We start from the raw sequence: 22,878 nt of genomic DNA, 5'->3' as shown, positions 1-22,878 counted from the left end.
TAATATTGGCGTTCATTGGGTTGTGTTTGTTACTTGTCGAAAAATGCTGTTTTGTTAATTTAATTGACATAGCGATTTATCGATAATGACATAATTATATCAAAAGTTAGGGGCTGTTTTGAAAAATCTTAAATTAAGTTTGTTTTTGACCTGTTTTGCCATTGGTCAAACCACTGCTTTTGCCAAGGATATTAGCGAATCCGACATTCGCGCCCATATCGAAATATTGGCAAGTGATGATTTTGAAGGACGTGAGCCGGGAACAGCGGGGGAAACAAAGACCATTGGGTATATTTCCAAAAGCTGGGCAAATTCGGGATTAAAGCCTGCGGCGGCCGATGGGACATGGTTTGATGCCGTGCCCTTGCAGGAAAGAAAATCTGTAGGATATGATTTGATATTGAAATCTAAATCAAAAATGATGGATTTGAACAAAGAACAATATATTTTTATTGGTAATCAGGAAAATATAAATTTATCAAATGCAAATATGATTTTTGTCGGTTTTGGCGTCAATAAACAGGGTGATGTCGCCGCAGATGTAAAAGGCAAAATCGTTTATATGTTAATGGATAATGCGCCATTTGATCCTATGAAAAATGCATCGCTTGCCGATCGCCGCACGGCGTTAAGGCAGGCAGGCGCAGCGGCGATTATATATGTGGTTGAACCTCAAGAACGTTGGCAATCCATTAAGTCATTTATATCAAGTCCGCGCAAAGAAGCGCAATCTGATGAGGATTTTTCCCTGATTACCGGCGGGGTAAGCGCCGAATTCATGGTAGCATTGGTCACCAATGAAGGGGGTGATTGGGATGATTATCGAAATAATGCCAAGGATGGCGCATTTCAGGGGCATGATTTGACTTCTAAGGCTGATTTAAATGTCGCCACATCCATTCGTAAATTTAACAGTTATAATGTCTTTGGCAAAATTGCGGGTAAGAAAAAGGACGCAGGGTCGGTTTTAATTTTGGGCCATTGGGACCATTTGGGGATTTGCCGGCCAGATAGCGATGAAGATAAAATTTGTAATGGTGCGGTGGATAATGCCAGCGGTATTGCCGTTATTAATGAAGTTGCGAAAAAATTGGGTAAGCGCAAATATGACCGGGATATTTATTTTCTTGCCACGACGGGGGAGGAAAGCGGCCTTTTGGGCGCATATAATTTTGTGAAAAGACAGCCCATAAAATTAGAGGACATTGTCATTTCATTAAATATCGACACTATTGCGATTGCGAAGAAAAATTCAAAGGTCGCGATTATTGGGCGAGGCACTACCGATTTGGATAGCCATATTGAAAAAGTGGCATTGAAATTAGGCCGTGATATAGACAGCACAACCGAAGCCAATGCCTTTATCCGCCGTCAAGATGGTTGGGCATTTACACAAGAAAATGTCCCCGCCGTCATGGCAGGGGGCAGCTTTGCCGATTTAAACCTGCTGCAAGAATTTTTAGGATCGCATTATCACGGGCCAGATGATGAATTGACCGAGGATACCGAATTGGGCGGCGCAACCGAAGATGCCAATTTGCATGTTGAGCTGGTCAAATATTTTGCATCAAAAAAGAAATATATGCGCAAAAAAGGTGGAGAATCTATGTCCGACGATGTAAGGGAAGCGAAATAAACCAGCGCATCGTTTCAAAAATGCCTCTTTTGCCATTATAAAGAGGCCATTTTTTTCGATAGCGGCACAGATTCTACCTAGGATAGTTGATTGATTATGAGCGATAATATTCCCATTGGCTTAACTTTTGATGATGTATTATTGCAGCCTGATGCGTCAAATATCCTACCCAGTCAGGCAGATACCCAAACATGGGTCACGCAAAGCATTGGGTTGAAAATCCCGATGCTGTCATCCGCAATGGATACCGTTACCGAGGCAAAAATGGCCATCGTCATGGCACAATTGGGCGGCATTGGTGTGTTGCACCGTAATTTATCAATTGAGGAACAATGTGCCGCGGTTCGTCAGGTAAAGCGTTTTGAATCAGGCATGGTGGTTAATCCCATTACCATTTCGCCTAAATCCAACCTTGCCGAGGCAAGCCAATTGATGGCCGATCATCAAATTTCTGGTATTCCCGTGGTTGAGGATGATGGAAAATTGGTTGGCATTATTACCCACCGCGATGTGCGATTTGCCGATAATCCAGCACAGCCCATTTCTGAATTAATGACCAAAGATAATTTGGCCACCGTTCCAGTTGGCGTTGCCAAGGATGAGGCGCGTAAATTACTGCACCAACGCCGAATTGAAAAATTATTGGTGGTGGATGATAATTATCATTGTATTGGGTTGATAACGGTAAAAGATATCGAAAAAGCAGTAACATATCCCCATGCGACCAAGGATGAAAATGGGCGTTTGCGCGTTGCCGCAGCGACCACCGTGGGTGAAAAGGGGATGGAGCGCACATTGGCCTTAATTGATGCGGAATGTGATTTAATCGTGGTTGATACCGCCCATGGGCATAGTGAAATGGTGTCAAAAGCGGTGGCTGAAATAAAGAAAATTTCACCAAAAACGCAAATTATCGCGGGCAATGTTGCCACGGCGGCGGCGACGCGCGCCTTAATTGATGCGGGTGCGGATGGGATTAAGGTTGGTATTGGCCCTGGCTCAATCTGCACAACGCGGGTCGTTGCTGGTGTTGGTGTGCCGCAATTAACCGCGATTATGAATTGTGCCGCAGAGGCCAAAAAATCAAATATTCCAGTTATTGCCGATGGCGGGCTGCGCACATCGGGCGATGTAGCAAAGGCATTGGCTGCAGGTGCATCGACCGTGATGGTCGGGTCATTATTGGCCGGCACAGAAGAAGCGCCGGGCGAAACATTTCTTTATCAAGGCCGCGCCTATAAAAGCTATCGCGGTATGGGTTCAGTTGGCGCAATGGCACGCGGTTCGGCGGATCGTTATTTTCAACAGGATATTAAGGACCAATTGAAATTAGTACCCGAAGGAATTGAAGGACAAGTGCCGTTTAAGGGCGCGGCCAAGGATGTTGTGCATCAATTGGTTGGCGGGGTAAAGGCGGCCATGGGCTATACTGGTTCAGCAACAATTACCGATTTACAAAAAAATGCAAATTTTGTGCGCATTACCAATGCAGGATTGAGCGAGAGCCATGTGCATGATGTGACCATTACGCGCGAGGCGCCAAATTATCCGACCCGATAATTTTTTCAGGTCGTTTTAACATTTAACCAAGTCAGGCACATTATGAAAGATAGCGGTAGAGTTCAGGCAGCGATTGATCTGCTGCATGAAGTGGTTTTGGCCGCAAAAAATAATGGCGCAGCGGCGGAGAGGATTATTGCATCCTATTTCAAAACGCGCCGTTTCATCGGGTCAAAGGACCGCCGATATATTCGCGATTTGGTGTGGGATTGTATACGTTTAATTGGGGAGCGTCCGGTATCGGGCCGTGCAGCGATGCTTGCCATGGTGGATGCGGGCCATGTGGATGCAGCCTTATTTGACGGGTCGGAATATGGCCCTGCGGTGATTAAGGATATAGAAGAACGCGCCGCGCCCAGCATATTATCCGCAGGTTTACGGCAATATTTTGCATCTATCATCCTGCAATCGGACAATGTGGAGGAAGAATTGTCTGCTCTTTTGGGGCGTGCATCATTGGATATTCGGGCAAAAAATGATGCAGTCATTGCCCAAAAAATTACCGAAAATTTGGAACAGGCTGCGCCAATTCATAATGTGCCAAATGGATATCGTTTGGACAATGGTTTTAACATTATTGACCATGATTTATATAAAAATGGCATGGTTGAGGTTCAGGATGCAGGAAGCCAGATGATAGCCCATGCTGCCAATGCAAGGCCAGGAATGACCGTGCTTGATCTTTGTGCCGGGGCAGGGGGCAAAACATTAGCAATGGCCGATGCCATGAGCGAAGGCGGCTTATTAAAAGGACGTTTAATCGCGGCCGATACCAATAGAGCAAGGCTGCAGCAAATACCCGATCGAGCTGCGCGGGCAGGTTATGAAAATATCGAACAAAGATTGATAAATCCGCGCCGTGAGCTTGAAATATTGGGCGATTTGACGGGCGCATGTGATATTGTGATGGTCGATGCCCCGTGCAGCGGCACGGGAACATGGCGCCGCCAGCCAGAGGGGCGTTGGCGTTTAACCCCCAAAATTTTAAGCCAGCTTACCGATTTGCAATTTTATTTATTGCGATTGGCTGCGACTTTGGTGAAGCCTGGCGGGGCGATAATTTATGCTACATGTTCATTATTAGAAGATGAAGGCGGCAAGCAGATAGAGGGATTTTTACAATCGAATAAAAATTTCTTGCCAGAAAAGATTGACGCAGCGCTTGGTAGGCCGCATTTAAATGGCAGGATATTGACACCATTTCATGATGCTTGCGATGGATTTTTCTATAGCCGATTGCGCCATAAAGGATAAAATGGACAGGTTTGAAACATTAAAGGAGTTAATAATGCGCTTTTCACCAGCAGCAATTGGAATGTCTTTAATGCTGGCCCTTGTTTCCAGTGGGTTAAATGCGGTTCAACGCGATGATGTGATTTCCGCCCGTGCATTGGTTTATGTTGGGCAGGCCAAAGTCGCTATTGATGATCAAAACTGGCAATTGGCCATTGATAATTTGGAAACCGCACTTGCCCTTCATCCACGTAATGCAAATGCATATAATATGCTTGCCCAAATTATGGAAAAACAAGGTTTGTTGGGCAAATCAATACGATATTATCGCGAATCTTTGGATATTGATCCAAATGGGCAGGAAGCCTTAATCGGACAGGGCTTAGTTTATGTGAAGCGCGGCGCTGTAGAGCGTGCAAAAGATAATTTATCGCGCTATGAATTTTTATGTCGCAAAAAATGTGATGCCAAAGAAAAATTAAATTTGGCCATAAATACATATGGTATGGAAAAGGCAAAGCCGGTTGAAGATGTTCAGTTAAGGCCGACTGCAAAAGCGCAATAATTTATATATTTTGATAATTGTGCCATTTGCCCAATTTTTCTATCTTAAAATTAAGCGTCCAGTGACCTTAACATAGCAACATCTTCGTGAAAAATATCCACAACGGATTGATATAATTCGCGTTTAAATGGTACAATCATGTCAACCAATTCGTCAATTTCAGCCCATTTCCATTTGGAAAATTCCTGATGTTCGGTTGCGATATTTATATCTGTATCCTCACCATTAAAATATAATAAAAACCACCATTGGCGTTGCCCCATCCATTTGCCGCCCCACATTTTACCCGCCAAATGGTCGGGCAGATCATAAAATAATTCCTCCTCATTTTGGGAGATTATCGCCACTAAATCAGGATTTATACCCGTTTCCTCCTGCAATTCCCTTATCGCGGCCTGTTGTGCATCTTCGCCTTCGTCAATGCCGCCCTGTGGCATTTGCCATGCGTCGCTATTTGGGCTGTCGCTACGTTGTCCAACAAAGACAAGTCCCTGTTTATTAACCAGCATTATGCCAGCGCAGGGGCGATATTGATCGATATTTTTCATAATATTATACAGTTTCCAAATTAAATAATATGGCGGCATAGTCTATTTTCTATGCCCATAGATATAAAAATATTATATGCCATATAGCATTGCTGCGCTATGATTTAGTTTTTCTAAATTGCACAATTGGAAAAAGCCGATTAGGCATGAATTATATATTTTTATAGCGGGATTATCAAAAAATGAGTGAAAATAGCGCAGACGTGCAGGTTATTACAGGACGTCAGACGGAACATAGCGATTCAGTTGTTGTTCGTTTTGCGGGCGATAGCGGCGATGGTATGCAGTTGACTGGCGGGCAATTTACCCTGTCCACTGCATTGGCGGGAAATGATTTGGCGACTTTCCCAGATTTTCCGGCGGAAATTCGCGCGCCGCAAGGCACATTATTTGGCGTATCGGCGTTCCAAATTAACTTTGGTTCTCAAGCAATTAATACAGCTGGCGATCGGCCCGATGTGTTGGTTGCGATGAACCCTGCTGGATTGAAAGTAAATGTTCAATCGCTGCGCGAGGGCGGATTGATTATCGCGGATAGCGGCGAATTTACCAAAAGAAATTTGGACAAAGCCAAATATGACAGCAACCCATTGGAAGATGGCAGTCTTGCCAAATGGCAATTATTGGCATTTGATATTAGTGCACTTACCCTAGAGTCGGTTAAGCCCTTTGGATTGGGCAATAAAGAGGCGCTTCGTTGTAAAAATATGTGGACTTTGGGCCTTTCGCTTTGGATGTTTGGCCGTCCGCGCCAACCCATTATTGATTGGTTGAACAGTAAATTTGCCAAAAAACCCGAATTGGCAGAGGCAAATATTGCCGCGTTAAATGCGGGCCATGCCTATGGCGAAACGGCGGAGCTTTCCGGCCCATTAAAACAATATCAGGTTGATCCTGCGCCTGCTTTACCGGGCCTATATCGCACCGTAACGGGGGCGGAATCAATCTCACTTGGTTTGGTGGCAGGTGCGCAATTGGCGGGGCTACCTATATTTTTTGGCGGATATCCCATCACGCCCGCATCGGCGATTTTGCATCATCTTTCGCGGTTAAAAGAATATGATATTACAACATTTCAGGCCGAGGATGAAATTGCGGCCATTTGCGCGGCCATTGGGGCAAGCTATGCAGGTTCGCTTGGCATTACCAGCTCTTCTGGACCCGGTATTGCCTTAAAAGGAGAGGCGATGGGCCTTGCCGTGATGACCGAATTGCCGCTTGTCATTGTGAATAGCCAGCGCGGCGGTCCATCAACTGGCCTGCCGACCAAAACCGAACAGTCCGACCTGTATCAGGCGGTTTATGGCCGCAATGGCGATGCACCAATGCCCGTTATTTCGGTGAATTCACCCGTTGATGCATTTGATGCAGCGATAGAGGCGGTGCGCATTGCGGTGCAATATATGACACCGGTTATGCTGTTGACCGATGGCTATGTCGCCAATGCAGCCGAACCTTGGAAAGTGCCAGATTTAACCGAATATGAGCCATTTCCTGTAGAATTTATGACCAAAGCACCCGATGATGGGTTTAAGCCATATGGCCGTGATGAAAAATTGGCGCGTCCATGGGTAAAGCCCGGCACACCTGAATTGATGCACCGTATTGGCGGCATTGAAAAGGCGCAGGATAGCGGACATATTAACTATGCTCCGGAAAACCATCAGGCGATGACCGACATTCGTCAGGCAAAAATAAATGGCGTTGCGGACAGTATTTCTGATCAATCTGTCTGCCTTGGCGATGCGGGCGCGAAATTGGCGCTGGTCGGTTGGGGCAGCACTTTTGGCCCGATTCATCAGGCGGTGAAACGTATGCGTGCCAAGGGATTGGATGTGGCCCATGTGCACATCCGTCATATTTGGCCAATGCCCAAAAATATGGGCGATTTGCTGAAAAGTTTTGATCAGATTTTTGTGCCGGAAATGAATACGGGGCAATTGAAAACAATATTGCGGGATCAATTTTTGGTCGATTGCAAACCATATAATAAAGTATCAGGACAGCCATTTACCATATCGGAAATTGAAGCTGTAATCGAGGAGGCGTTATCATGAACGAGATGACCAAAGTGACCACCCTAAAAGATTGGGAAACCGACCAAGAGGTGCGCTGGTGCCCTGGATGCGGCGATTATGCGATATTAAAGGCGGTGCAGCGCACCATGCCGCAATTGGGCGGCGATCCCGCCAATACCGTTTTTATTTCGGGCATTGGCTGTTCCTCACGTTTTCCATATTATATGGAAACCTATGGATTTCATACCATTCATGGGCGCGCGCCTGCATTTGCAACGGGATTAAAATTGGCCAATCCCGCGCTTGATGTGTGGTTGGTAACGGGCGATGGTGACGGGCTTTCCATTGGCGGCAATCATATGATGCATGTGCTTCGCCGCAATGTGAATATGCAAATCATGTTGTTTAATAATGAAATTTATGGCCTTACCAAGGGACAGGCATCTCCGACAAGCCGGGAGGGTACAAACAGCCCGTCCACCCCTTATGGCTCGGTTGACCATCCTGCGCGGCCATGTGCCTTTGCGCTTGGTTCGGGCGCTCGTTTTGTGGCGCGCGGTTTTGACGTGTCCAAACATTTGCCCGATGTATTGAAGGCGGCCCATGCGCATAAGGGCGCAGCCTTTATTGAAATATTCCAAAATTGCATTGTGTATAATAAGGATGTGTTTCAAGATTTCGCCGCGCCAAAGGGGGCGGAGGACCGCCAATTATGGCTGCAAAATGGTGAACCCATGCTATTCGCCGGCGGCACAAAGGGTATTGGCCTTGACCGCGATGCCTTAACATTAAAGGTAGTGGATGTCGTTGATGGCGATTGGCAGGGCGCGAATGTGATTGTTCATGATGTGACCAATCGTTCCATTGCCCATATGCTTGTCGAAATGCCATTTGGCGAATTTCCCATGGCGCTAGGCGTGTTATATGATGATCCGCGTGAAACATTTGAAGATGCGGTTGTCGCCCAAAATAAGGCCGCAAGCGCAGGCAAGGTTGCCGATTTAAGCAAGCTTCTTGCCAAGGGGCAAACATGGACAGTGGGCATGAATGAACATGGAGCAGATGGCCCAGAATTATAATGGATAATTTAACGCACAGCTTAACCGGTGCTTTGCTTGGCCAAATGGGGTTAAAGCGTAAGACCGGTTTGGCTATGCCCACGCTTATCATCGCGGCAAATATTCCCGATATTGACGCGGTGGCAGTGTTATTTGGCGGCCATCAACATCTTGCCATCAGACGCGGCATCACCCATGGCCCAATTGCCATGTTGTTGCTTCCCATTATTTTATGGGTCATGATGCTATGGTTTGATAATTGGCAATTAAGGCGGTCAAAACGCCCCGAAAGCCGTCTGCCAATTCATAAAGGATGGTTGCTGACGCTGGCCTATATTGGTTGCTTGTCGCATCCCGCGCTTGATTGGTTAAACAGTTATGGGATTAGGTTATTAGAGCCATTTAGCAGCAATTGGTTTTATGGGGACAGCATTTTTATCATCGATATTTGGATATGGGCCGCTTTAATCGCCGGAGTTTGGATATCGCTGCGTCAAGAGCGTGGGGGCAGGGAAAATTGGAAAATTCCTGCCTTTATCAGCTTTGGGGCGATTTTATTTTATATATTGGGCAATATCTCGCTTAGCCGCCATGCGGTTCAGGAGACAAAAATTGCCCTGCGAAATTATGTTGGCGTTCATGATGTGGCCCAAATTGTGGCCAACCCCGTGCCCATATTTTTTTGGAAACGCGAAATATTGTTTGGTTCACCAAATAATTATTATCAATTTGAATATTCATTATTTGATGAAAAGAAATTAAGCGAAAATGCCGCCGCGCTATATGCATCATCTAAGGAAATAATTATTGCGCGCCATGCACCTGCCATTGTGAAGCCGGATAAAATTCGATTGCGTGATAAGGATGCGGATGCATTTTTATTTTGGTCGCGTATGCCGCATAATGCCATGATTATTGAAGGCGGCAAAAGATATGCAATTTTTGCCGATGCGCGTTTTACGGACCCAATGGTAAGCGAAAGATTCAGAGCAAGGGTGCAATTATTACCGCAAGAAGAAAATTTATCTGCGCCATTGGCTGCACCAAAGGATGTGCGATTAGATAAGCCAAAGGATACGCCCGAACAGGATAAAGCCGATGGGCGTTAATATTTTATGGCTGCGCCGTGATTTACGTTTGTCTGACCATGCTGCGTTAATTGCGGCTGCTGAACAAGGGGCGGTCATCCCAATTTATATTTTGGATGATGAAACGCCAAAGCACCGCAAAATGGGTGCTGCATCACGTTGGTGGCTGCATCATTCGCTATCATCATTGGATGCAGATTTGCGTAAATTGGGGTCGCGGTTAATTTTACGGCGCGGTAACGTTACCGATATTTTGCCGGAATTGGCCGCGCAAACGGGCGCTACATCGGTGCATTGCATCCGTCATTATGAACCATGGTGGCGAAATGCCGAAAAAATGTTGGCTGAAAAAATAAATTTGGTGCGGCATCATGGCAATTATTTAATGCCAATGGGCAGCATTAAAACAGGCAGCGGCGGTGAGTATAAAATTTACACCCCATTTTGGAAAGCATTGGCGCAATATATGCCTCCTGCAGAACCCTTATCTGCTCCAACGTTTCTTAACTCTCCGGAAACATGGCCAGAAAGCGATAAATTGGAGGATTGGAATTTATTGCCCAGCCGGCCCGATTGGGCAGGGGGCATGCGCGATATGTGGCAAGGCGACAGAGAATGCGGCATAGGAGAGCATGGCGCAGCGCAAAGATTGCACGAATTTTTCGATTATGCGGATAAATATGATGAACAGCGTAATTTCCCGTCAATAACAGGCACCTCATTCCTATCCCCACATCTTCATTTTGGGGAAATCAGCGCGGCGCAGGCATGGCATGGGGCGATGTCGGCAGGGGGCAGCGTTGGCACATTTTTAAAAGAATTGGTGTGGCGCGAATATGCGCAAAATATCATCTGTCAATATCCCGGTTATGGACGCAAAAATGCACGGGAAAATTTTGATAATTTCCCTTGGCGTGATTTGAATGATGAAGATGTTCAGGCGGATTTATCCGCATGGAAACAGGGGAAAACCGGATATCCCATTGTCGATGCAGGAATGCGCGAATTATGGGCGACGGGTTGGATGCATAACCGTGTTCGGATGATAACCGCATCATTTTTAATCAAGCATTTGTTGATTGATTGGCGCGTGGGTGAGCAATGGTTTTGGGACACATTGGTTGATGCAGACTATGCCAGCAATGCGATAAATTGGCAATGGACGGCGGGCAGCGGCGTTGACAGCAATATGTTCGTACGTATCATGGCGCCACTGGCCCAATCGGAAAAATTTAATACGCGTGATTATATACGAAAATGGGTGCCCGAACTTAGCCATTTGGATAACCCCCATATTCATGATCCAGAAGAATATGGCGTGAAACCGGCAAATTATCCGGGTAAAATAATTGGGCATAAAGAGGCAAGGGCAAGAGCGCTTGCCGCCTATGCCCAGATAAAGGGTTAAGAATCAACCTTCAACAAATAACCCGTTGGCTCATCGGATAATAATAATTCAATAATTGCATGGGCCACAATTTTTGGCTCTTTAACCGTTTCGGGTGCTTCGCCGGGATAGGCCTGTGCCCGCATATCGGTGCGGGTGCGGCCCGGATCAACAATATATGCGCGGATTTTGGAAAGATTCATTACCTCTTGGCCATAGCTGATAACTAAATTTTCCAAGGCGGCCTTGCTGGCCCCATATGCTCCCCAAAATGCGCGCGGTTTTGACCCCACAGAGGAGGTTAGGGCGACAAGCCGTCCCGCATCGCTTTTCTTTAACAATGGGTCAAATGCAGCAATCGCGGCCTGCCCCGACAATAAATTTAAGGTCAAAACCTTGTTAAATTCCACTGGATCAATTTGGGTAACCGGACCTAATGAACCAAGACGCGCGGCGTTTAATATCATAATGTCCAATTTGCCCCACCGTTCGGTGACGGCGGCGGCAAGGCGGGCAATATTCTCGCCATCGGTTAAATCCATGGGGGCGATGGTTGCGCTGCCGCCAGCTTTGAAAATTTCGTCTTCAACGGCTTGTAATAATTTATCATTTTTGGCTGTTAAGATGACATGTGCGCCAAGCGTGGCCAATTTTTTTGCCGTTGCCGCGCCAATGCCTCTGCTTGCGCCGGTGACAAGGGCAATTTTACCGTCAAAAATCTTATCCATTTTCTTTTATGTCCTTTCGCTGCGGACAACTTGTTCATTTAATAATTTTAATTGGTTGGGCTGCTCCACCTCATCCAAATCAGTCAAGGTGGTGGGATAGCATCCGGTAAAACATGCATCACAATGTTGCGGCTGTGCCTGATTGCGTTCTTTTTCACCGGTCGCACGATATAGGCCGTCAATGGAGATAAAACCCAAACTATCTGCTTGAATAAAATCGCACATTTCTTCCACCGTAAAGCGGCTGGCCAATAATTTTTCGCGTTCCGGCGTGTCGACACCGTAAAAACAACTATGTGATGTTGGCGGGCTGGCAATCCGCATATGCACCTCTGCCGCTCCTGCTTCACGCATCATCTGCACGATTTTAAGGCTGGTTGTGCCGCGAACAATGCTGTCATCCACCAAAATAATGCGCTTACCCTCAACCAATGGTTTATTGGCATTATGTTTTAACTTTACGCCCAAATGGCGCACGCCATCGCCCGGTTGAATAAATGTCCGGCCTACATAATGCGAACGAATAATTCCTAATTCAAAGGGTATATTTGCCGCCTCTGCATAACCAAGCGCCGCCGGCGTGCCGCTATCTGGCACGGGGATGACATAATCGGCCTCAACCGGAATTTCCTCCGCCAATACCGCGCCAATTGCCTTGCGCACACTATATACGCTGCTGCCATTGACGATGGAATCGGGCCGTGAAAAATATACATGTTCAAAAATACATGGCCGCGAGGGCTGTTTTGGAAATGGATGATGCGATGTTAATCCATTATGGGAGGCGACAATCATTTCACCCGGTTCAACTGAGCGAATATATTCCGCCCCCACAATATCCAATGCCACAGTTTCGGAAGCGAAAATATAATTGCCATCGTCCAATTTGCCCATGACCAAGGGGCGAATACCCAATGGATCGCGGCAGACAATCATCCCCTCATTGGTCATGCAAATCAGGGAATATGCGCCCTCCACCTGTTTCAATGCGTCGATTAAACGGTCAAGCAAGGTTCGAAAGCCCGATGTCGCGACAAGGTGGATAATAACTTCGGTATCAGATGTGGATTGGAAAATAGAACCGCGCCGAACCAATTCTTTGCGAAGTTTTTCGGCATTTGAAATATTGCCATTATGCGCCACGGCAAAACCGCCAACGGATAAATCGGCATATAAAGGTTGCACATTACGCAGCGATGTTCCCCCGCTGGTCGAATAACGTACATGGCCCGCAGCCATTCTGCCCTTTAACCTGCCAATAACTTCTTCTTGGTCAAAATTGCCCGCAACATGGCCCAAAGCACGGTGGGTGTGAAATTCATTGCCATCAAAACTGGTAATACCGGCGGCTTCTTGACCACGATGTTGCAACGCATGCAGGCCCAATGCGGTCATGGCCGCCGCATCATCGACGTTATAAACGCCGAAAACGCCGCATTCCTCTTTTAATTTATCATCGTCAAAAGGGTGTGTGGTCAACATAATGGGCCCGCGAATCTATTTAAAATTGGATTGATGCCCCTATAGAGGCTTGAAACCTATTTGTCTTCCTCTTGAAAGAAAAGAATAGCATTTGATGTTACAATGAAAAATTTGTGGTCAAATTATCATTGTTTAAGCTATGCAATATATATGACGAAAATTGATAAAAAAATATTGGAATCCGGCCAAATATTCGCGCCGCAATTTGCCGAAAATGGCTTAATTCCTGCAATTGTGACCGATGCGGGCGACGGGCATGTGCTAATGCTGGGCTATATGAATGAGGCGGCTTTGCAAAAAACATTATCCCTTGGCAAGGTGACATTTTATTCCCGCAGCAGGCAGTCCCTGTGGACCAAGGGCGAAACAAGTGGACATTTTTTGTCGGTCGAGGAAATTTTGGTTGATTGTGATCAGGATGCTTTATTGATTAAGTCGGTCGCAAAGGGGCCCACATGTCATACAAATCGCCGTTCATGCTTTTACCGAAGGGTTGAGGGGGATGCGGCATTGACCTTTGTTGAAAATGATGATTGTTAAAATGACGAAGCGTAAAAATCATTATCTTTTTTTCATGCCCCTATTTTTCACGGCCCTGTGCGCCGCCCTTTTATATGGTTGTGGCCAAAAGGCGGGCGGGGATGATGTAGTTGAAAGCGATAAGGCATCTTTGGATGCATTGGCGATAAATGCTGGTTTAATCACCGACCCAGATAATATTATTTTTGAAGGCCGATTTGAGGAAAGAAGCGAGCTTGGCATAGATAAATTTTGCGCCATTAAAACATCCGGCGATGAATATAATATTGGAATATTGGCGGTATTTGGACCGGAAAGTAAATGTGAGGGCAGCGGCACGGCAAGGCTGGATGGGGAGAAACTCTCCATTTCATTAAATTCCAAACAACCATGTGTGATAGAGGCAAAATTTGATGGCACAGAATTGCGTATCAATGGCATTGTCCCTGCATCTTGCCAATCATATTGCAGCGATCGGGCCAGCCTGTCAGGCACATTATATTATTTTGTTGAGCATGGTAAGGACGCCGCACAGTCCGTAAAGGGGCGCGATATAGACAGGCTATGTAGTTAATGGATAAGCCATATAGTTAGAAACATTAGCTTATCCATAAATTAACTTCATCATTTGCTCATCGATAAACATGCCTGACCAATATTTTTCATCTTATTACATAGCTTGTCCGCCTCTGCACGCGAAGCAAATGGCCCAGCCTGAAGGCGGGTAATTGTGCCCGCAGGCACCAAAAAGGGTTGAATATTTTTAAGCTCGGGCAATTTATTCTCCAAATCAAACCATAATGCCTCTGCACTGCTTTGTTTGCTAAACGCGCCTAATTGCACCCGCCATTTGCCATTAGCGGCTGTTTTTATTGCGGGTTGGCTTGGCATTGGGCTAGCCGAGCTAGGCTGCGGGCTTGTCGAGACAGGCTGTGCCGTCACGGGGGCAGAACGCACCGGCGCGGATGGAATATATGTGCCCTTATTACCAGCATTATTTATAGGCGCATTAACTGGCGCATTGGCAGGAGCAGATATTGGCGGCTGCACGGGAATATTTGACGGGGGCAGGGATATTGGCTTTCCAATCGGCGCTGCGGGCGATGTATCAATGGGTAATCCGGCAATTGCCTGCGAGCGATTTTGTTTTTCCTGTTGTTCAATATCGCCGGCCATAACCGTGCCTTTTTGACGGTCTTCTAATGAGATATAACCGTCCATCTGTCCTAATGATTTTGTTGCATAGGGCAGACCAGCCGTTGATGCACGGGTCATAAAGGCATAGGCACGCACCCAATCTTTTTGCACAAAAGTGCCGTTAAATAATTCGGTGGCATAAAGATATTGCGACAATGGCTGTCCGCGCGCCGCAGAGGCGGATAGATATGGAATGGATTCGGCAATTTTGCCCTTATAATGAAGCATATGGCCATAATTATCACTTGCCTGTAAATGGCCCTGTGCAGCGGCCTTGCCATACCAAATTAAGGCAGTGTCGACATTTGCCTCTACACCGCGGCCCAATTTATATGCCTGCGCCAAATTAAATTGCGCATCGGCATCACCATTTAATGCAGGCTGTTTCCATTTATTAACTGCGGCCTCATATTCACCCTTGGTCCATGCATCAACGCCCTCTTTGACCGGTTGAAAGGCCATTGCAGGCTGATTGCCCAATATAAAAGCAGATGCGCATAAAGCAATTGAGCAAGCAGCCATTTTTGCAGGGTAAGAAATTTTATTAAAAGATAAATTGCGCATCACATGCTCCATAGGGTGATATAATTTATTCATTCTATAGCCAAAAAATCCGAATAAATGGTGAACGACATTGAAACCATGACGTTATAACTATTATTTAATTAAATAAAAATGGCTTAAAAGTTAAATATCAGGCCGTTTAAGCCATTTTGCATAAAAAATGTAAATTCTTTGTGCGGCGCGTTAACCACTTATTAGCCCTATTCTGGCAAACCTCATTTCAGATTTAATTATGAAAGGGGAATGGCGTTGCGGGTTCTCGCATTGGCATCACAAAAAGGCGGCTCTGGAAAGACCACCCTATCAGGCCATTTGGCTGTTCAGGCACAATTGGCAGGAGCAGGTCCAGTTGTCTTAATTGATATTGATCCGCAGGGGTCATTGGCGGATTGGTGGAATGAGCGTGAGGCAGACCTTCCTGCATTTGCGCAAACCACCGTGGCGCGATTGGCATCTGATTTGGCAATTTTGCGGCAACAGGGTTTCAAATTGGCCGTGGTTGATACGCCGCCTGCCATTACCATGGCGATACAAAGCGTTATTTCCGTGGCGGAGCTTATCGTCGTTCCCACACGGCCCAGCCCGCATGATTTACGCGCAGTGGGTGCAACCGTTGATTTATGTGAGCGTGCAGGAAAACCGCTTATTTTCGTGGTTAATGCGGCAACGCCAAAGGCGAAAATTACATCAGAGGCTGCCGTCGCCCTTTCCCAACATGGCACTGTTGCACCAATAACATTACATCATAGAACAGATTTCGCGGCATCCATGATTGATGGCCGCACCGTGATGGAGGTAGACCCAAATGGCCGTTCTTCACAAGAAGTTCAGCAGCTTTGGACCTATATCTCCGATCGATTAGAGAAAAATTTCCGCCGCACCGTGTTTAGCGCACCAAGCGCGATGCATAATCAAACGCCCGCTGCCCGCCCAATGGGTGGTTTTGGTCGCCGTGTCATTGGGTCTTAAGGGAGGAATAGCATGACTGATTCATCTAAACCTCTTGCCTCTTTATCATCTGGTCTGTTGGCCAGAAAAGGTGCTGCGCGGCCCGCCATGCGCAGGCCCGCTATTGTGAATAATCAAGAAGCGTTTCAAAAAATGAGCCCTGATGGGCTGGATGATTGCGGCTGGAATGACATGGGATATGATGTCGATCCAAGCCCAAATACGCCCATGGATTATGATCATCGCCCATCGGTGAACCCATTGGCAAACGCAGTTCCAGATGCCACGCCAGAAGTTAAGTTACAGCAGCAACGTATCGCAGAGCAGCTTTCATTGGAAAGCGAAGACGCAGCTATTTTGGGGGACGGTGTTGAAAATCAAACCAATATTGCCCCGAATAATAGCCAAGATGTAAATACGCAAGAAACGAACATCGAACAAAGCTATAGCGATAATATTTCGCCATTGTTGGCAAAGTCGCAAAAGCAGCCAGCGGTAAAGTCAACTCAACCGACAAAGCTAAAACCTGAAAAGCGCGAAAAAATTGTTCGTGAGGTAAAGCCAAGGCAAAAGAGCAAGGGCAAGGCGGCATTTACATTGCGTTTGGACCAAGCAAGCCATTTAAAATTGCGCCTTGCCTGTGCGATTAGCAATTGTTCAGCGCAAGCATTGGTATCGGAAGCATTAAACGAAAAATTGGCAGCTATGCCAGAAATAGATTCGCTCGCGTTGCAAGTAGCAGCACGGTGATGGGCGATTTATCGCCTAAGAAAGGAAGAATGTGACATGAAACGCAATCTCATTTTAAAGCTGGCTTTAAGTTCGGTCGTGGTGGGAATGACCACAACGGGCTGTGCGAGTTTAGGATTTTCCACTGCGCATAAAGTTGCCGACCGTTCAGAACAGAACGCGGCGAAAAATGCAGAAAAGGCCGAGAAATATTTGGCCAAAGGAAAATTGGATAAGGCGCTAAGCTATGCCGAAATGGCGGTTGAGGGCCAATTGTCAAATGTTGATTACCGCATGTTATTGGCCCGCACCTATATGGCAAATGGTCTTTACACGTCGGCGGAACGCACGTTGATGGACGTCATGGAGCTTGGCCAAGTGGACCCGCGTACGGTGATTAGCCTTGCCTTGACCCGACTTGCCCAAAATAAGGCAGATTCGGCCAAATCTTTATTGGAGGCGCACCGTTCAATCATTCCTGCGAGCGATTATGGATTGGCGCTGGCCATTGCAGGAGACAGCAAAAAAGCTGTTGAAATTTTAGGGCAAGCAATAAGAGCGGATAATAGCGACGCGCGCGTTCGCCAAAATCTTGCCCTTGCTTATGCAATGGATGGTCGCTGGCGTGAGGCGCGTTTGATGGCATCGCAAGATTTATCACAAACAGCAGCGGATCAACGTATTGCTGAATGGGCACAAATTGCACGACCCGGCGCATATTCAACACGGGTGGCTAGCCTTCTTGGAGTTGCTCCACGTGAAGATAGCGGGCAACCTGTACGATTGGCATTGCAAGGCGCAATGGTGCCGGCAAATAGCGCGGTTGCGATGAACAGCCCTGTTAAATCCTATTCACAAGAAGGTGAATTAGCCGCCGTAGGTCCGGCGGTGCGTGATGCGAGCAATTTATTGCCCCGTGCGATGGAAAATGACGTTCGAGTATCCTCGGTCGAAATTCCAGAATCCAAACCTGCAATGATTAGCGCGCCATCAACCCCCGTTAAGGTTGCGGCAGTTCCTGTTCAAAAAACAACTGCTCCTGCAGTAAAGAAAGAGCCTGTTAAATTGGCGCTTGCCGATACAACGCGCAATGTTGGCCGCACCGCAAATGGTGGATATATGGTGCAATTGGGCGCATTTAGCAGCACAAATAGCGCAAATTCCGCTTGGTCGCATTATCAGGCAAAATATGGCGTGCTGAAAGGATTTGATCCTGCAAGTTCTACCATTAACGTAAAGGGCAAATCACTGGTTCGTTTGGCCGCAATCGGATTTGGTAATAAGAAAACTGCCGATGATGTGTGCGCGACAATTAAGGCAAAGGGTGGCAATTGCATTGTGCGCCAAGCACCGCAAACCGCCGAAAAAAGATTTGCATCTAATGGCGGCGCAAAAATTGCCGCACGTAAATAAATTTAGATAATATAAAAATTAAATGGGGCGGGAACTTGCTTAAAACAGCAATTTTCCGCCCTTTAACATATGGCGAACCTTGCCAATAACGGGCAATCCATCAAAGGGTGTATTTCCCGCCAATCCAGGAAGATTGTCTGATTTAATTTGCCAAGGGGCGTCTTCATCAACCAATATTATATCGGCCTCAAAACCATTTTCCAATTTTCCGGCATTTCCCAATCCCAGTAATTTGGCGGGATTGGAAGATAAAAGCTGCGTTAGCCGTTCCATATTTATCACGCCATCACGCACCAAATTTAACCCATGGCTAAGCAGGCTTTGCGCGCCAACCATACCGGCGGCAGAGTCCGAAAATGGCAATCTTTTTTCTTCGACATCGCGCGGGTCATGCGCGGAACATAATATATCAATTGTGCCATCGGCCAATGCCTCCAGCGCGGCCAAGCGATCATCCTCGCTCCGCAATGGGGGCGACAAATGGGCAAATGTACGAAAATCTGAAATCGCCATGTCGTTTAACAATAAATAAGCAGGCGAAACGCCCGCAGTAATTTTTAATCCCTGTTTCTTTGCCTGTTTGATTAAGTCTAATGATTTGGCGGTTGTGACATGACGAAAATGAAGCGCCGCGCCGCTTATCTCCGCCAATGCAATATCGCGCGCAATGGCAATTGATTCGGCCTGCGGCGGTGCGGCCAATATCCCCAATATTGTGGCGTTTAACGATGAAGTGGCATTTGCCCCGTGGGTCAGGCCGCAATCCTCGGCATGTATGATAAGGGGCAGGTCCAATGATGCGGCATATTGCTGTATTTTCAGCATCAGGCCGCTATTGCTTATCCAATGACGGCCTGTTGAAATTGCCCGTGCGCCGGCGTCTTTCATCAGGGCATATTCCGCCATGCTTTGATTTTCCAATCCCTTGGTCGCGGCCCCAATTGGATGAATCCAAAGATCTGGCTTTGCCTTTAATGCGGCATATTTTACTGCCGATGGTTCATCCAAGGTCGGATTTTGATCGGGCATCAATGCCGCGCGGGCAATCCCGCCCATGAAAAATGCAGCCTTATCAATTTTAAATGTACCAATATCAATAATGGCGGGCAGGGCGGTTAATCCTGACCCATCTATAATATCTGCGTCAGAAAGGCCTTTACCAGCATCACTTTTGGCTAAATTTTTGTTAATATCGGCAATATTTTGGTCAGATATTAAAATATCCTGCTTTGTACGGCCATCAAATAGGGCGATATTTTTAATTATTTTATTCATGCCCAACCCTCAACCTTGCGCGCTTTACGCGTTAAAATATCAAGACAGGCCATCCGCACTGCAACGCCCATTTCAACCTGCTCCTTTATCGCCGATTGGGTGACATGATCTGCAAGGCTGCTGGTAATTTCTACCCCGCGATTTATCGGGCCAGGGTGCATGATAAGAACATCATCCTTTGCCAATTTTATCCGTTGTTCATTAAGGCCATATAAAAATGCATATTCGCGTGGTGAAGGGATGAAATCACCGTTCATCCGTTCATTTTGCAAACGTAGCATCATGACCACATCCGCCCCCTTTATCGCGGCATCAAAATCGGTAAAAACCTCTACGCCCAATTGTTCCAAACCATGAGGTATTAAGGTTGCAGGGGCAGCAACCCGTATTTGAGCACCCATATTCAACAAACAAAATATATTGGATCGCGCTACGCGGCTGTGCAAAATATCGCCGCAAATAGTCACAATTTGTTCGTCAATTGGGCCTTTGCGCCTTTTAATGGTCAATGCGTCAAGCAATGCCTGTGTCGGATGTTCATGCGTGCCGTCGCCCGCATTGATGACGGGGCAATCCACCTTATCGGCAATTAACTGCACCGCGCCAGAACTTCCATGACGAATGACGATGGCATCGGCACGCATGGCGTTTAATGTAACGGCGGTGTCGATTAATGTTTCGCCTTTTTTAACACTGGACTGTGCTGCGTGCATATTGACCACATCTGCGCCAAGGCGTTTTCCCGCAATTTCAAAAGAAAGCAATGTCCGCGTGCTATTTTCAAAAAATGCATTGATAATGGTAAGGCCGCGCAGTCTATCATCATGTTTAGACGCGCCAGAACGGTTAAGCTTTACCCAATGTTCTGCCTGATCAATAATATAGGCGATTTCCCAATTTTTAAGACCGGAAATACCCAATAAATGTGGGTGCGGAAATGCCGCGCCGCCAATTGGGAAGGGCGAATGTGGGTTTAGATTTTCTATTGTCATTAAAGCAATGCTATTAGGCGCGATTATATAAAATCTCAACCTGCAATTTATAATATAAAACTGATTATTTTATAATGTGCCTGCCGCCATGGCGTCAATCGCCCCTTGCAGGATGAAAGCAGCGGCGGCATTGTCCACACGTTGGGCTCTTTTGGCCCTGCTAATATCACTATCAATCATGGCGCGTTCCACCGCCTGTGTTGACCATCTTTCATCCCATAATAATATGGGAAGTCCCAAATCGGCGATATTTTTGGCAAAGGCACGGGTGGATTGGCTGCGCGGGCTTTCGCTGCCGTCCATATTTACAGGAAGGCCGATAACTATCGCCTTTGTTTGACGGCTGGCGATAAGCTCAACCAGCTGCATTTTATCCTGCGTGAATTTACGTCTCTTTATCAAAGAAGCAGGGGAGGCAAATTGCCAACCCGCATCACAAAAAGCGGTGCCGATAGTATGCGAGCCAACATCAAGCCCCAATAATATACCAGCATTGGGTAATATTGCCGCAAATTCCAGCTTGTCGGTGAAAATTTCAGCAGCCATTATAAAACCTTATTATATAAATTTAGGCGTGTTTTCGCATCATTGCGAATATTTGCCCAAAATAGTGGGTAATCATAAACATGATAATTATTTCCCGGCAGCACATATTGGCCCAGCTCTGGCGGTTCACCAATAAGCAAAAATCCATTTGCATCGCAATTTGCGCCAACGGAGGCGGCGATAAGCTCCCCCTTTGTTAAATCTGCATTTGGTTTTAATGTGCCCATATTCATGGCGGCATCTGCATTTGGGGCTGAACCGCCATTTAATGGATTGGTGCATAGCATAGGCAAAGCGCGCTTTTTGCCATCAAATCCGATGCTATTGCCATAAAATTCAACAACCCTGTCATAATCGGCGGGCTCTGCATAGCTTTGATAGCTGAATATACAGCCAGATTGTGATAATGATTTGCAGGCGGGTAAACCCATATAAGGCAAATCATTGTTAATGGAAATGGGCCAACCGATAATATAGGCCGCCACAACACGCTTTGCCAATAATTTGCCTGCGACATGATTTTTCATCAAATGGGTTAAATGCAGTGCGCCTTGGCTATGTCCTGCCAATATGATGGGTTTATCCTTTGGCTGTTGTTTAATAAAATGAGCAAATGCCAATTCCACATCACGGTAGGCAGCATCAATTGCTTTGCCGCCCTCTGGCTTATCGGTTAAAAATGAACCAAAGGCTGCTTGACGATATCGTGGCGCCCAAATCTCTCCGCTATTGTTCAGGGCGCTGGCCATGCCGCGCAGAAATGTTTTTGCCCGCTGCTGTGATTCGGTGTCGTCCAATGGGGCGTTCCAATTATCGGTCGCCAAATATGATGTTGGGTGGATGAAAAATATCGCGGCATTGCCAATATCATCATTTGCAATGACAGGATTTGCAGTAACAGGATTGGCCGTAACAGGGGACGAATTATCTTCATCTTGGGAAATATTATTGGCCGGAGAGTTATTATCAACTTTAACATCACCCCCATTATCGTCTTTTTTATCATCAGCCATTTGGGGAAGCCACAGGCTGGGATCGTCAAATTTTGCTTTGCTGTCTTTTACTGGTTTGGAAAACCACATATTTTGATTTTCATATATATTGGCATCAAGCGGCCTTTGTTCCACAAAAGCAACATCGGGAACAAATATATATTCAGAAATTTCATCACCAAAAATTTTTAACGTAAATGCACCAACGATAAATATGCCAATGATGAAGGCAATTATATATAAAAATTTACGAGCCAAAATCTGTTCCTAATTTTTTCAAAAATAAATGATGCTAAAAATAGCAAATCTTCATGATATAGACTGCGCAATTAGAATATCTGTTCCATAAAGGCAATTGGAGCAAAAAAATTAGCAAATGGCCAAAATTCTGATTGAAGCA

General features: G+C 46.3%; 21 protein-coding genes. 13 read left to right on the top strand and 8 right to left on the bottom strand.

The features are described from left to right. Positions 1-118: 118 nt before the first annotated feature. The 4 genes from LPB140_RS08520 (at position 119) to LPB140_RS08505 (ending at position 4,994) form a co-directional block, all read left to right on the top strand. A complete protein-coding gene (locus tag LPB140_RS08520) occupies positions 119-1,636 on the top strand; it encodes a M28 family peptidase (RefSeq protein WP_072559466.1) in 1,518 nt (505 codons plus the stop codon). 96 nt (positions 1,637-1,732) lie between these two features. Continuing rightward, positions 1,733-3,196, top strand: coding sequence for an IMP dehydrogenase (gene guaB / locus LPB140_RS08515; RefSeq protein WP_072559465.1), 1,464 nt, complete (start codon positions 1,733-1,735; stop codon positions 3,194-3,196). A gap of 42 nt (positions 3,197-3,238) precedes the next feature. After that, positions 3,239-4,450, top strand: coding sequence for an RsmB/NOP family class I SAM-dependent RNA methyltransferase (locus LPB140_RS08510; RefSeq protein ID WP_072559464.1), 1,212 nt, complete (start codon positions 3,239-3,241; stop codon positions 4,448-4,450). Further along, positions 4,413-4,994 (top strand): tetratricopeptide repeat protein, encoded by a 582-nt coding sequence (locus LPB140_RS08505; RefSeq protein ID WP_198024098.1) that lies wholly within the window; start codon positions 4,413-4,415, stop codon positions 4,992-4,994. The genes LPB140_RS08510 and LPB140_RS08505 overlap by 38 nt, the downstream gene beginning before the upstream one ends. 50 nt (positions 4,995-5,044) lie before the next feature. On the opposite strand, the gene LPB140_RS08500 is transcribed toward LPB140_RS08505, so the two are convergent. Continuing rightward, the gene (locus tag LPB140_RS08500; RefSeq protein ID WP_072560707.1) at positions 5,045-5,542 is read right to left on the bottom strand and encodes an RNA pyrophosphohydrolase; all 498 of its coding nucleotides are present in this window, start codon (positions 5,540-5,542) and stop codon (positions 5,045-5,047) included. Between the two features lie 182 nt (positions 5,543-5,724). Here LPB140_RS08500 and LPB140_RS08495 point away from each other — a divergent pair, with 182 nt between their 5' ends. From LPB140_RS08495 to LPB140_RS08480, 4 genes are read left to right on the top strand one after another with little or no spacing between them, the layout of a single operon-like run. After that, positions 5,725-7,599: a 2-oxoacid:acceptor oxidoreductase subunit alpha gene (locus LPB140_RS08495; protein ID WP_072559462.1), complete on the top strand. Its 1,875-nt coding sequence runs from the start codon at positions 5,725-5,727 to the stop codon at positions 7,597-7,599. Then, positions 7,596-8,639, top strand: a complete 1,044-nt coding sequence (locus LPB140_RS08490; protein ID WP_072559461.1) for a 2-oxoacid:ferredoxin oxidoreductase subunit beta — start codon at positions 7,596-7,598, stop codon at positions 8,637-8,639. The genes LPB140_RS08495 and LPB140_RS08490 overlap by 4 nt, the downstream gene beginning before the upstream one ends. Next, positions 8,639-9,727 (top strand): metal-dependent hydrolase, encoded by a 1,089-nt coding sequence (locus LPB140_RS08485; protein ID WP_072559460.1) that lies wholly within the window; start codon positions 8,639-8,641, stop codon positions 9,725-9,727. Before LPB140_RS08490 ends, LPB140_RS08485 begins: the two co-directional genes overlap by 1 nt. Beyond that, positions 9,717-11,114 carry a cryptochrome/photolyase family protein gene (locus tag LPB140_RS08480; protein WP_072559459.1) on the top strand — a complete coding sequence of 466 codons (1,398 nt, stop codon included), beginning with the start codon at positions 9,717-9,719 and terminating at the stop codon, positions 11,112-11,114. Before LPB140_RS08485 ends, LPB140_RS08480 begins: the two co-directional genes overlap by 11 nt. Here the strand turns inward: LPB140_RS08480 and LPB140_RS08475 are convergent. Continuing rightward, entirely contained in the window at positions 11,111-11,821 is a 711-nt protein-coding gene (locus LPB140_RS08475; RefSeq protein ID WP_072559458.1) for an SDR family NAD(P)-dependent oxidoreductase, read from the bottom strand. The genes LPB140_RS08480 and LPB140_RS08475 overlap by 4 nt on opposite strands. A gap of 6 nt (positions 11,822-11,827) precedes the next feature. Next, positions 11,828-13,303: an amidophosphoribosyltransferase gene (purF, locus tag LPB140_RS08470; protein WP_072559457.1), complete on the bottom strand. Its 1,476-nt coding sequence runs from the start codon at positions 13,301-13,303 to the stop codon at positions 11,828-11,830. A gap of 150 nt (positions 13,304-13,453) precedes the next feature. Between purF and hisI the strand changes: the two genes are divergently transcribed. Both hisI and LPB140_RS08460 read left to right on the top strand, forming a co-directional pair. Further along, positions 13,454-13,843, top strand: a complete 390-nt coding sequence (gene hisI / locus LPB140_RS08465; protein ID WP_072560706.1) for a phosphoribosyl-AMP cyclohydrolase — start codon at positions 13,454-13,456, stop codon at positions 13,841-13,843. Position 13,844: 1 nt separating this feature from the next. After that, a complete protein-coding gene (locus tag LPB140_RS08460; protein ID WP_156874178.1) occupies positions 13,845-14,396 on the top strand; it encodes a hypothetical protein in 552 nt (183 codons plus the stop codon). Between the two features lie 50 nt (positions 14,397-14,446). Here the strand turns inward: LPB140_RS08460 and LPB140_RS08455 are convergent, their stop codons facing one another. Continuing rightward, the gene (locus LPB140_RS08455; protein WP_232223383.1) at positions 14,447-15,616 is read right to left on the bottom strand and encodes an SPOR domain-containing protein; all 1,170 of its coding nucleotides are present in this window, start codon (positions 15,614-15,616) and stop codon (positions 14,447-14,449) included. A gap of 216 nt (positions 15,617-15,832) precedes the next feature. Between LPB140_RS08455 and LPB140_RS08450 the strand changes: the two genes are divergently transcribed. Genes LPB140_RS08450 through LPB140_RS08440 form a run of 3 tightly spaced genes read left to right on the top strand, consistent with a single transcriptional unit; the run spans position 15,833 to position 18,673 of the window. Next, positions 15,833-16,552, top strand: a complete 720-nt coding sequence (locus LPB140_RS08450; protein WP_072560704.1) for an AAA family ATPase — start codon at positions 15,833-15,835, stop codon at positions 16,550-16,552. Between the two features lie 12 nt (positions 16,553-16,564). Then, positions 16,565-17,281, top strand: a complete 717-nt coding sequence (locus LPB140_RS08445; protein ID WP_072559455.1) for a hypothetical protein — start codon at positions 16,565-16,567, stop codon at positions 17,279-17,281. A 36-nt stretch (positions 17,282-17,317) separates the two neighbouring features. After that, the gene (locus LPB140_RS08440; RefSeq protein WP_072559454.1) at positions 17,318-18,673 is read left to right on the top strand and encodes an SPOR domain-containing protein; all 1,356 of its coding nucleotides are present in this window, start codon (positions 17,318-17,320) and stop codon (positions 18,671-18,673) included. Between the two features lie 39 nt (positions 18,674-18,712). On the opposite strand, the gene LPB140_RS08435 is transcribed toward LPB140_RS08440, so the two are convergent. From LPB140_RS08435 to LPB140_RS08420, 4 genes are all read right to left on the bottom strand, one after another. Next, positions 18,713-19,948 (bottom strand): dihydroorotase, encoded by a 1,236-nt coding sequence (locus LPB140_RS08435; RefSeq protein ID WP_072559453.1) that lies wholly within the window; start codon positions 19,946-19,948, stop codon positions 18,713-18,715. Further along, complete coding sequence (locus LPB140_RS08430) at positions 19,945-20,940, bottom strand: aspartate carbamoyltransferase catalytic subunit (RefSeq protein ID WP_072559452.1); 996 nt, start codon at positions 20,938-20,940, stop codon at positions 19,945-19,947. The genes LPB140_RS08435 and LPB140_RS08430 overlap by 4 nt, the downstream gene beginning before the upstream one ends. Before the next feature lie 69 nt (positions 20,941-21,009). Beyond that, a complete protein-coding gene (ruvX, locus tag LPB140_RS08425; protein WP_072559451.1) occupies positions 21,010-21,486 on the bottom strand; it encodes a Holliday junction resolvase RuvX in 477 nt (158 codons plus the stop codon). Then, positions 21,486-22,736, bottom strand: a complete 1,251-nt coding sequence (locus LPB140_RS08420; protein ID WP_072559450.1) for a DUF3089 domain-containing protein — start codon at positions 22,734-22,736, stop codon at positions 21,486-21,488. The genes ruvX and LPB140_RS08420 overlap by 1 nt, the downstream gene beginning before the upstream one ends. Positions 22,737-22,878: the final 142 nt, after the last annotated feature.

Origin of the sequence: Sphingorhabdus lutea (assembly GCF_001889025.1) — a bacterium.
GTDB lineage: Bacteria > Pseudomonadota > Alphaproteobacteria > Sphingomonadales > Sphingomonadaceae > Sphingorhabdus_B > Sphingorhabdus_B lutea.
This window is presented reverse-complemented; position numbering and strand designations above follow the sequence as displayed.

Coding starts and splice junctions, on each gene's coding strand:
- LPB140_RS08475 (WP_072559458.1), bottom strand. CDS start 11,821: ATGGATAAGATTTTTGACGGTAAAATTGCCCTTGTCACCGGCGCAAGC.
- LPB140_RS08510 (WP_072559464.1), top strand. CDS start 3,239: ATGAAAGATAGCGGTAGAGTTCAGGCAGCGATTGATCTGCTGCATGAA.
- LPB140_RS08495 (WP_072559462.1), top strand. CDS start 5,725: ATGAGTGAAAATAGCGCAGACGTGCAGGTTATTACAGGACGTCAGACG.
- LPB140_RS08460 (WP_156874178.1), top strand. CDS start 13,845: ATGACGAAGCGTAAAAATCATTATCTTTTTTTCATGCCCCTATTTTTC.
- LPB140_RS08440 (WP_072559454.1), top strand. CDS start 17,318: ATGAAACGCAATCTCATTTTAAAGCTGGCTTTAAGTTCGGTCGTGGTG.
- guaB (WP_072559465.1), top strand. CDS start 1,733: ATGAGCGATAATATTCCCATTGGCTTAACTTTTGATGATGTATTATTG.
- LPB140_RS08505 (WP_198024098.1), top strand. CDS start 4,413: ATGGATTTTTCTATAGCCGATTGCGCCATAAAGGATAAAATGGACAGG.
- purF (WP_072559457.1), bottom strand. CDS start 13,303: ATGTTGACCACACACCCTTTTGACGATGATAAATTAAAAGAGGAATGC.
- LPB140_RS08485 (WP_072559460.1), top strand. CDS start 8,639: ATGGATAATTTAACGCACAGCTTAACCGGTGCTTTGCTTGGCCAAATG.
- LPB140_RS08480 (WP_072559459.1), top strand. CDS start 9,717: ATGGGCGTTAATATTTTATGGCTGCGCCGTGATTTACGTTTGTCTGAC.
- LPB140_RS08430 (WP_072559452.1), bottom strand. CDS start 20,940: ATGACAATAGAAAATCTAAACCCACATTCGCCCTTCCCAATTGGCGGC.
- LPB140_RS08435 (WP_072559453.1), bottom strand. CDS start 19,948: ATGAATAAAATAATTAAAAATATCGCCCTATTTGATGGCCGTACAAAG.
- ruvX (WP_072559451.1), bottom strand. CDS start 21,486: ATGGCTGCTGAAATTTTCACCGACAAGCTGGAATTTGCGGCAATATTA.
- LPB140_RS08455 (WP_232223383.1), bottom strand. CDS start 15,616: ATGAATAAATTATATCACCCTATGGAGCATGTGATGCGCAATTTATCT.
- hisI (WP_072560706.1), top strand. CDS start 13,454: ATGACGAAAATTGATAAAAAAATATTGGAATCCGGCCAAATATTCGCG.
- LPB140_RS08490 (WP_072559461.1), top strand. CDS start 7,596: ATGAACGAGATGACCAAAGTGACCACCCTAAAAGATTGGGAAACCGAC.
- LPB140_RS08500 (WP_072560707.1), bottom strand. CDS start 5,542: ATGAAAAATATCGATCAATATCGCCCCTGCGCTGGCATAATGCTGGTT.
- LPB140_RS08445 (WP_072559455.1), top strand. CDS start 16,565: ATGACTGATTCATCTAAACCTCTTGCCTCTTTATCATCTGGTCTGTTG.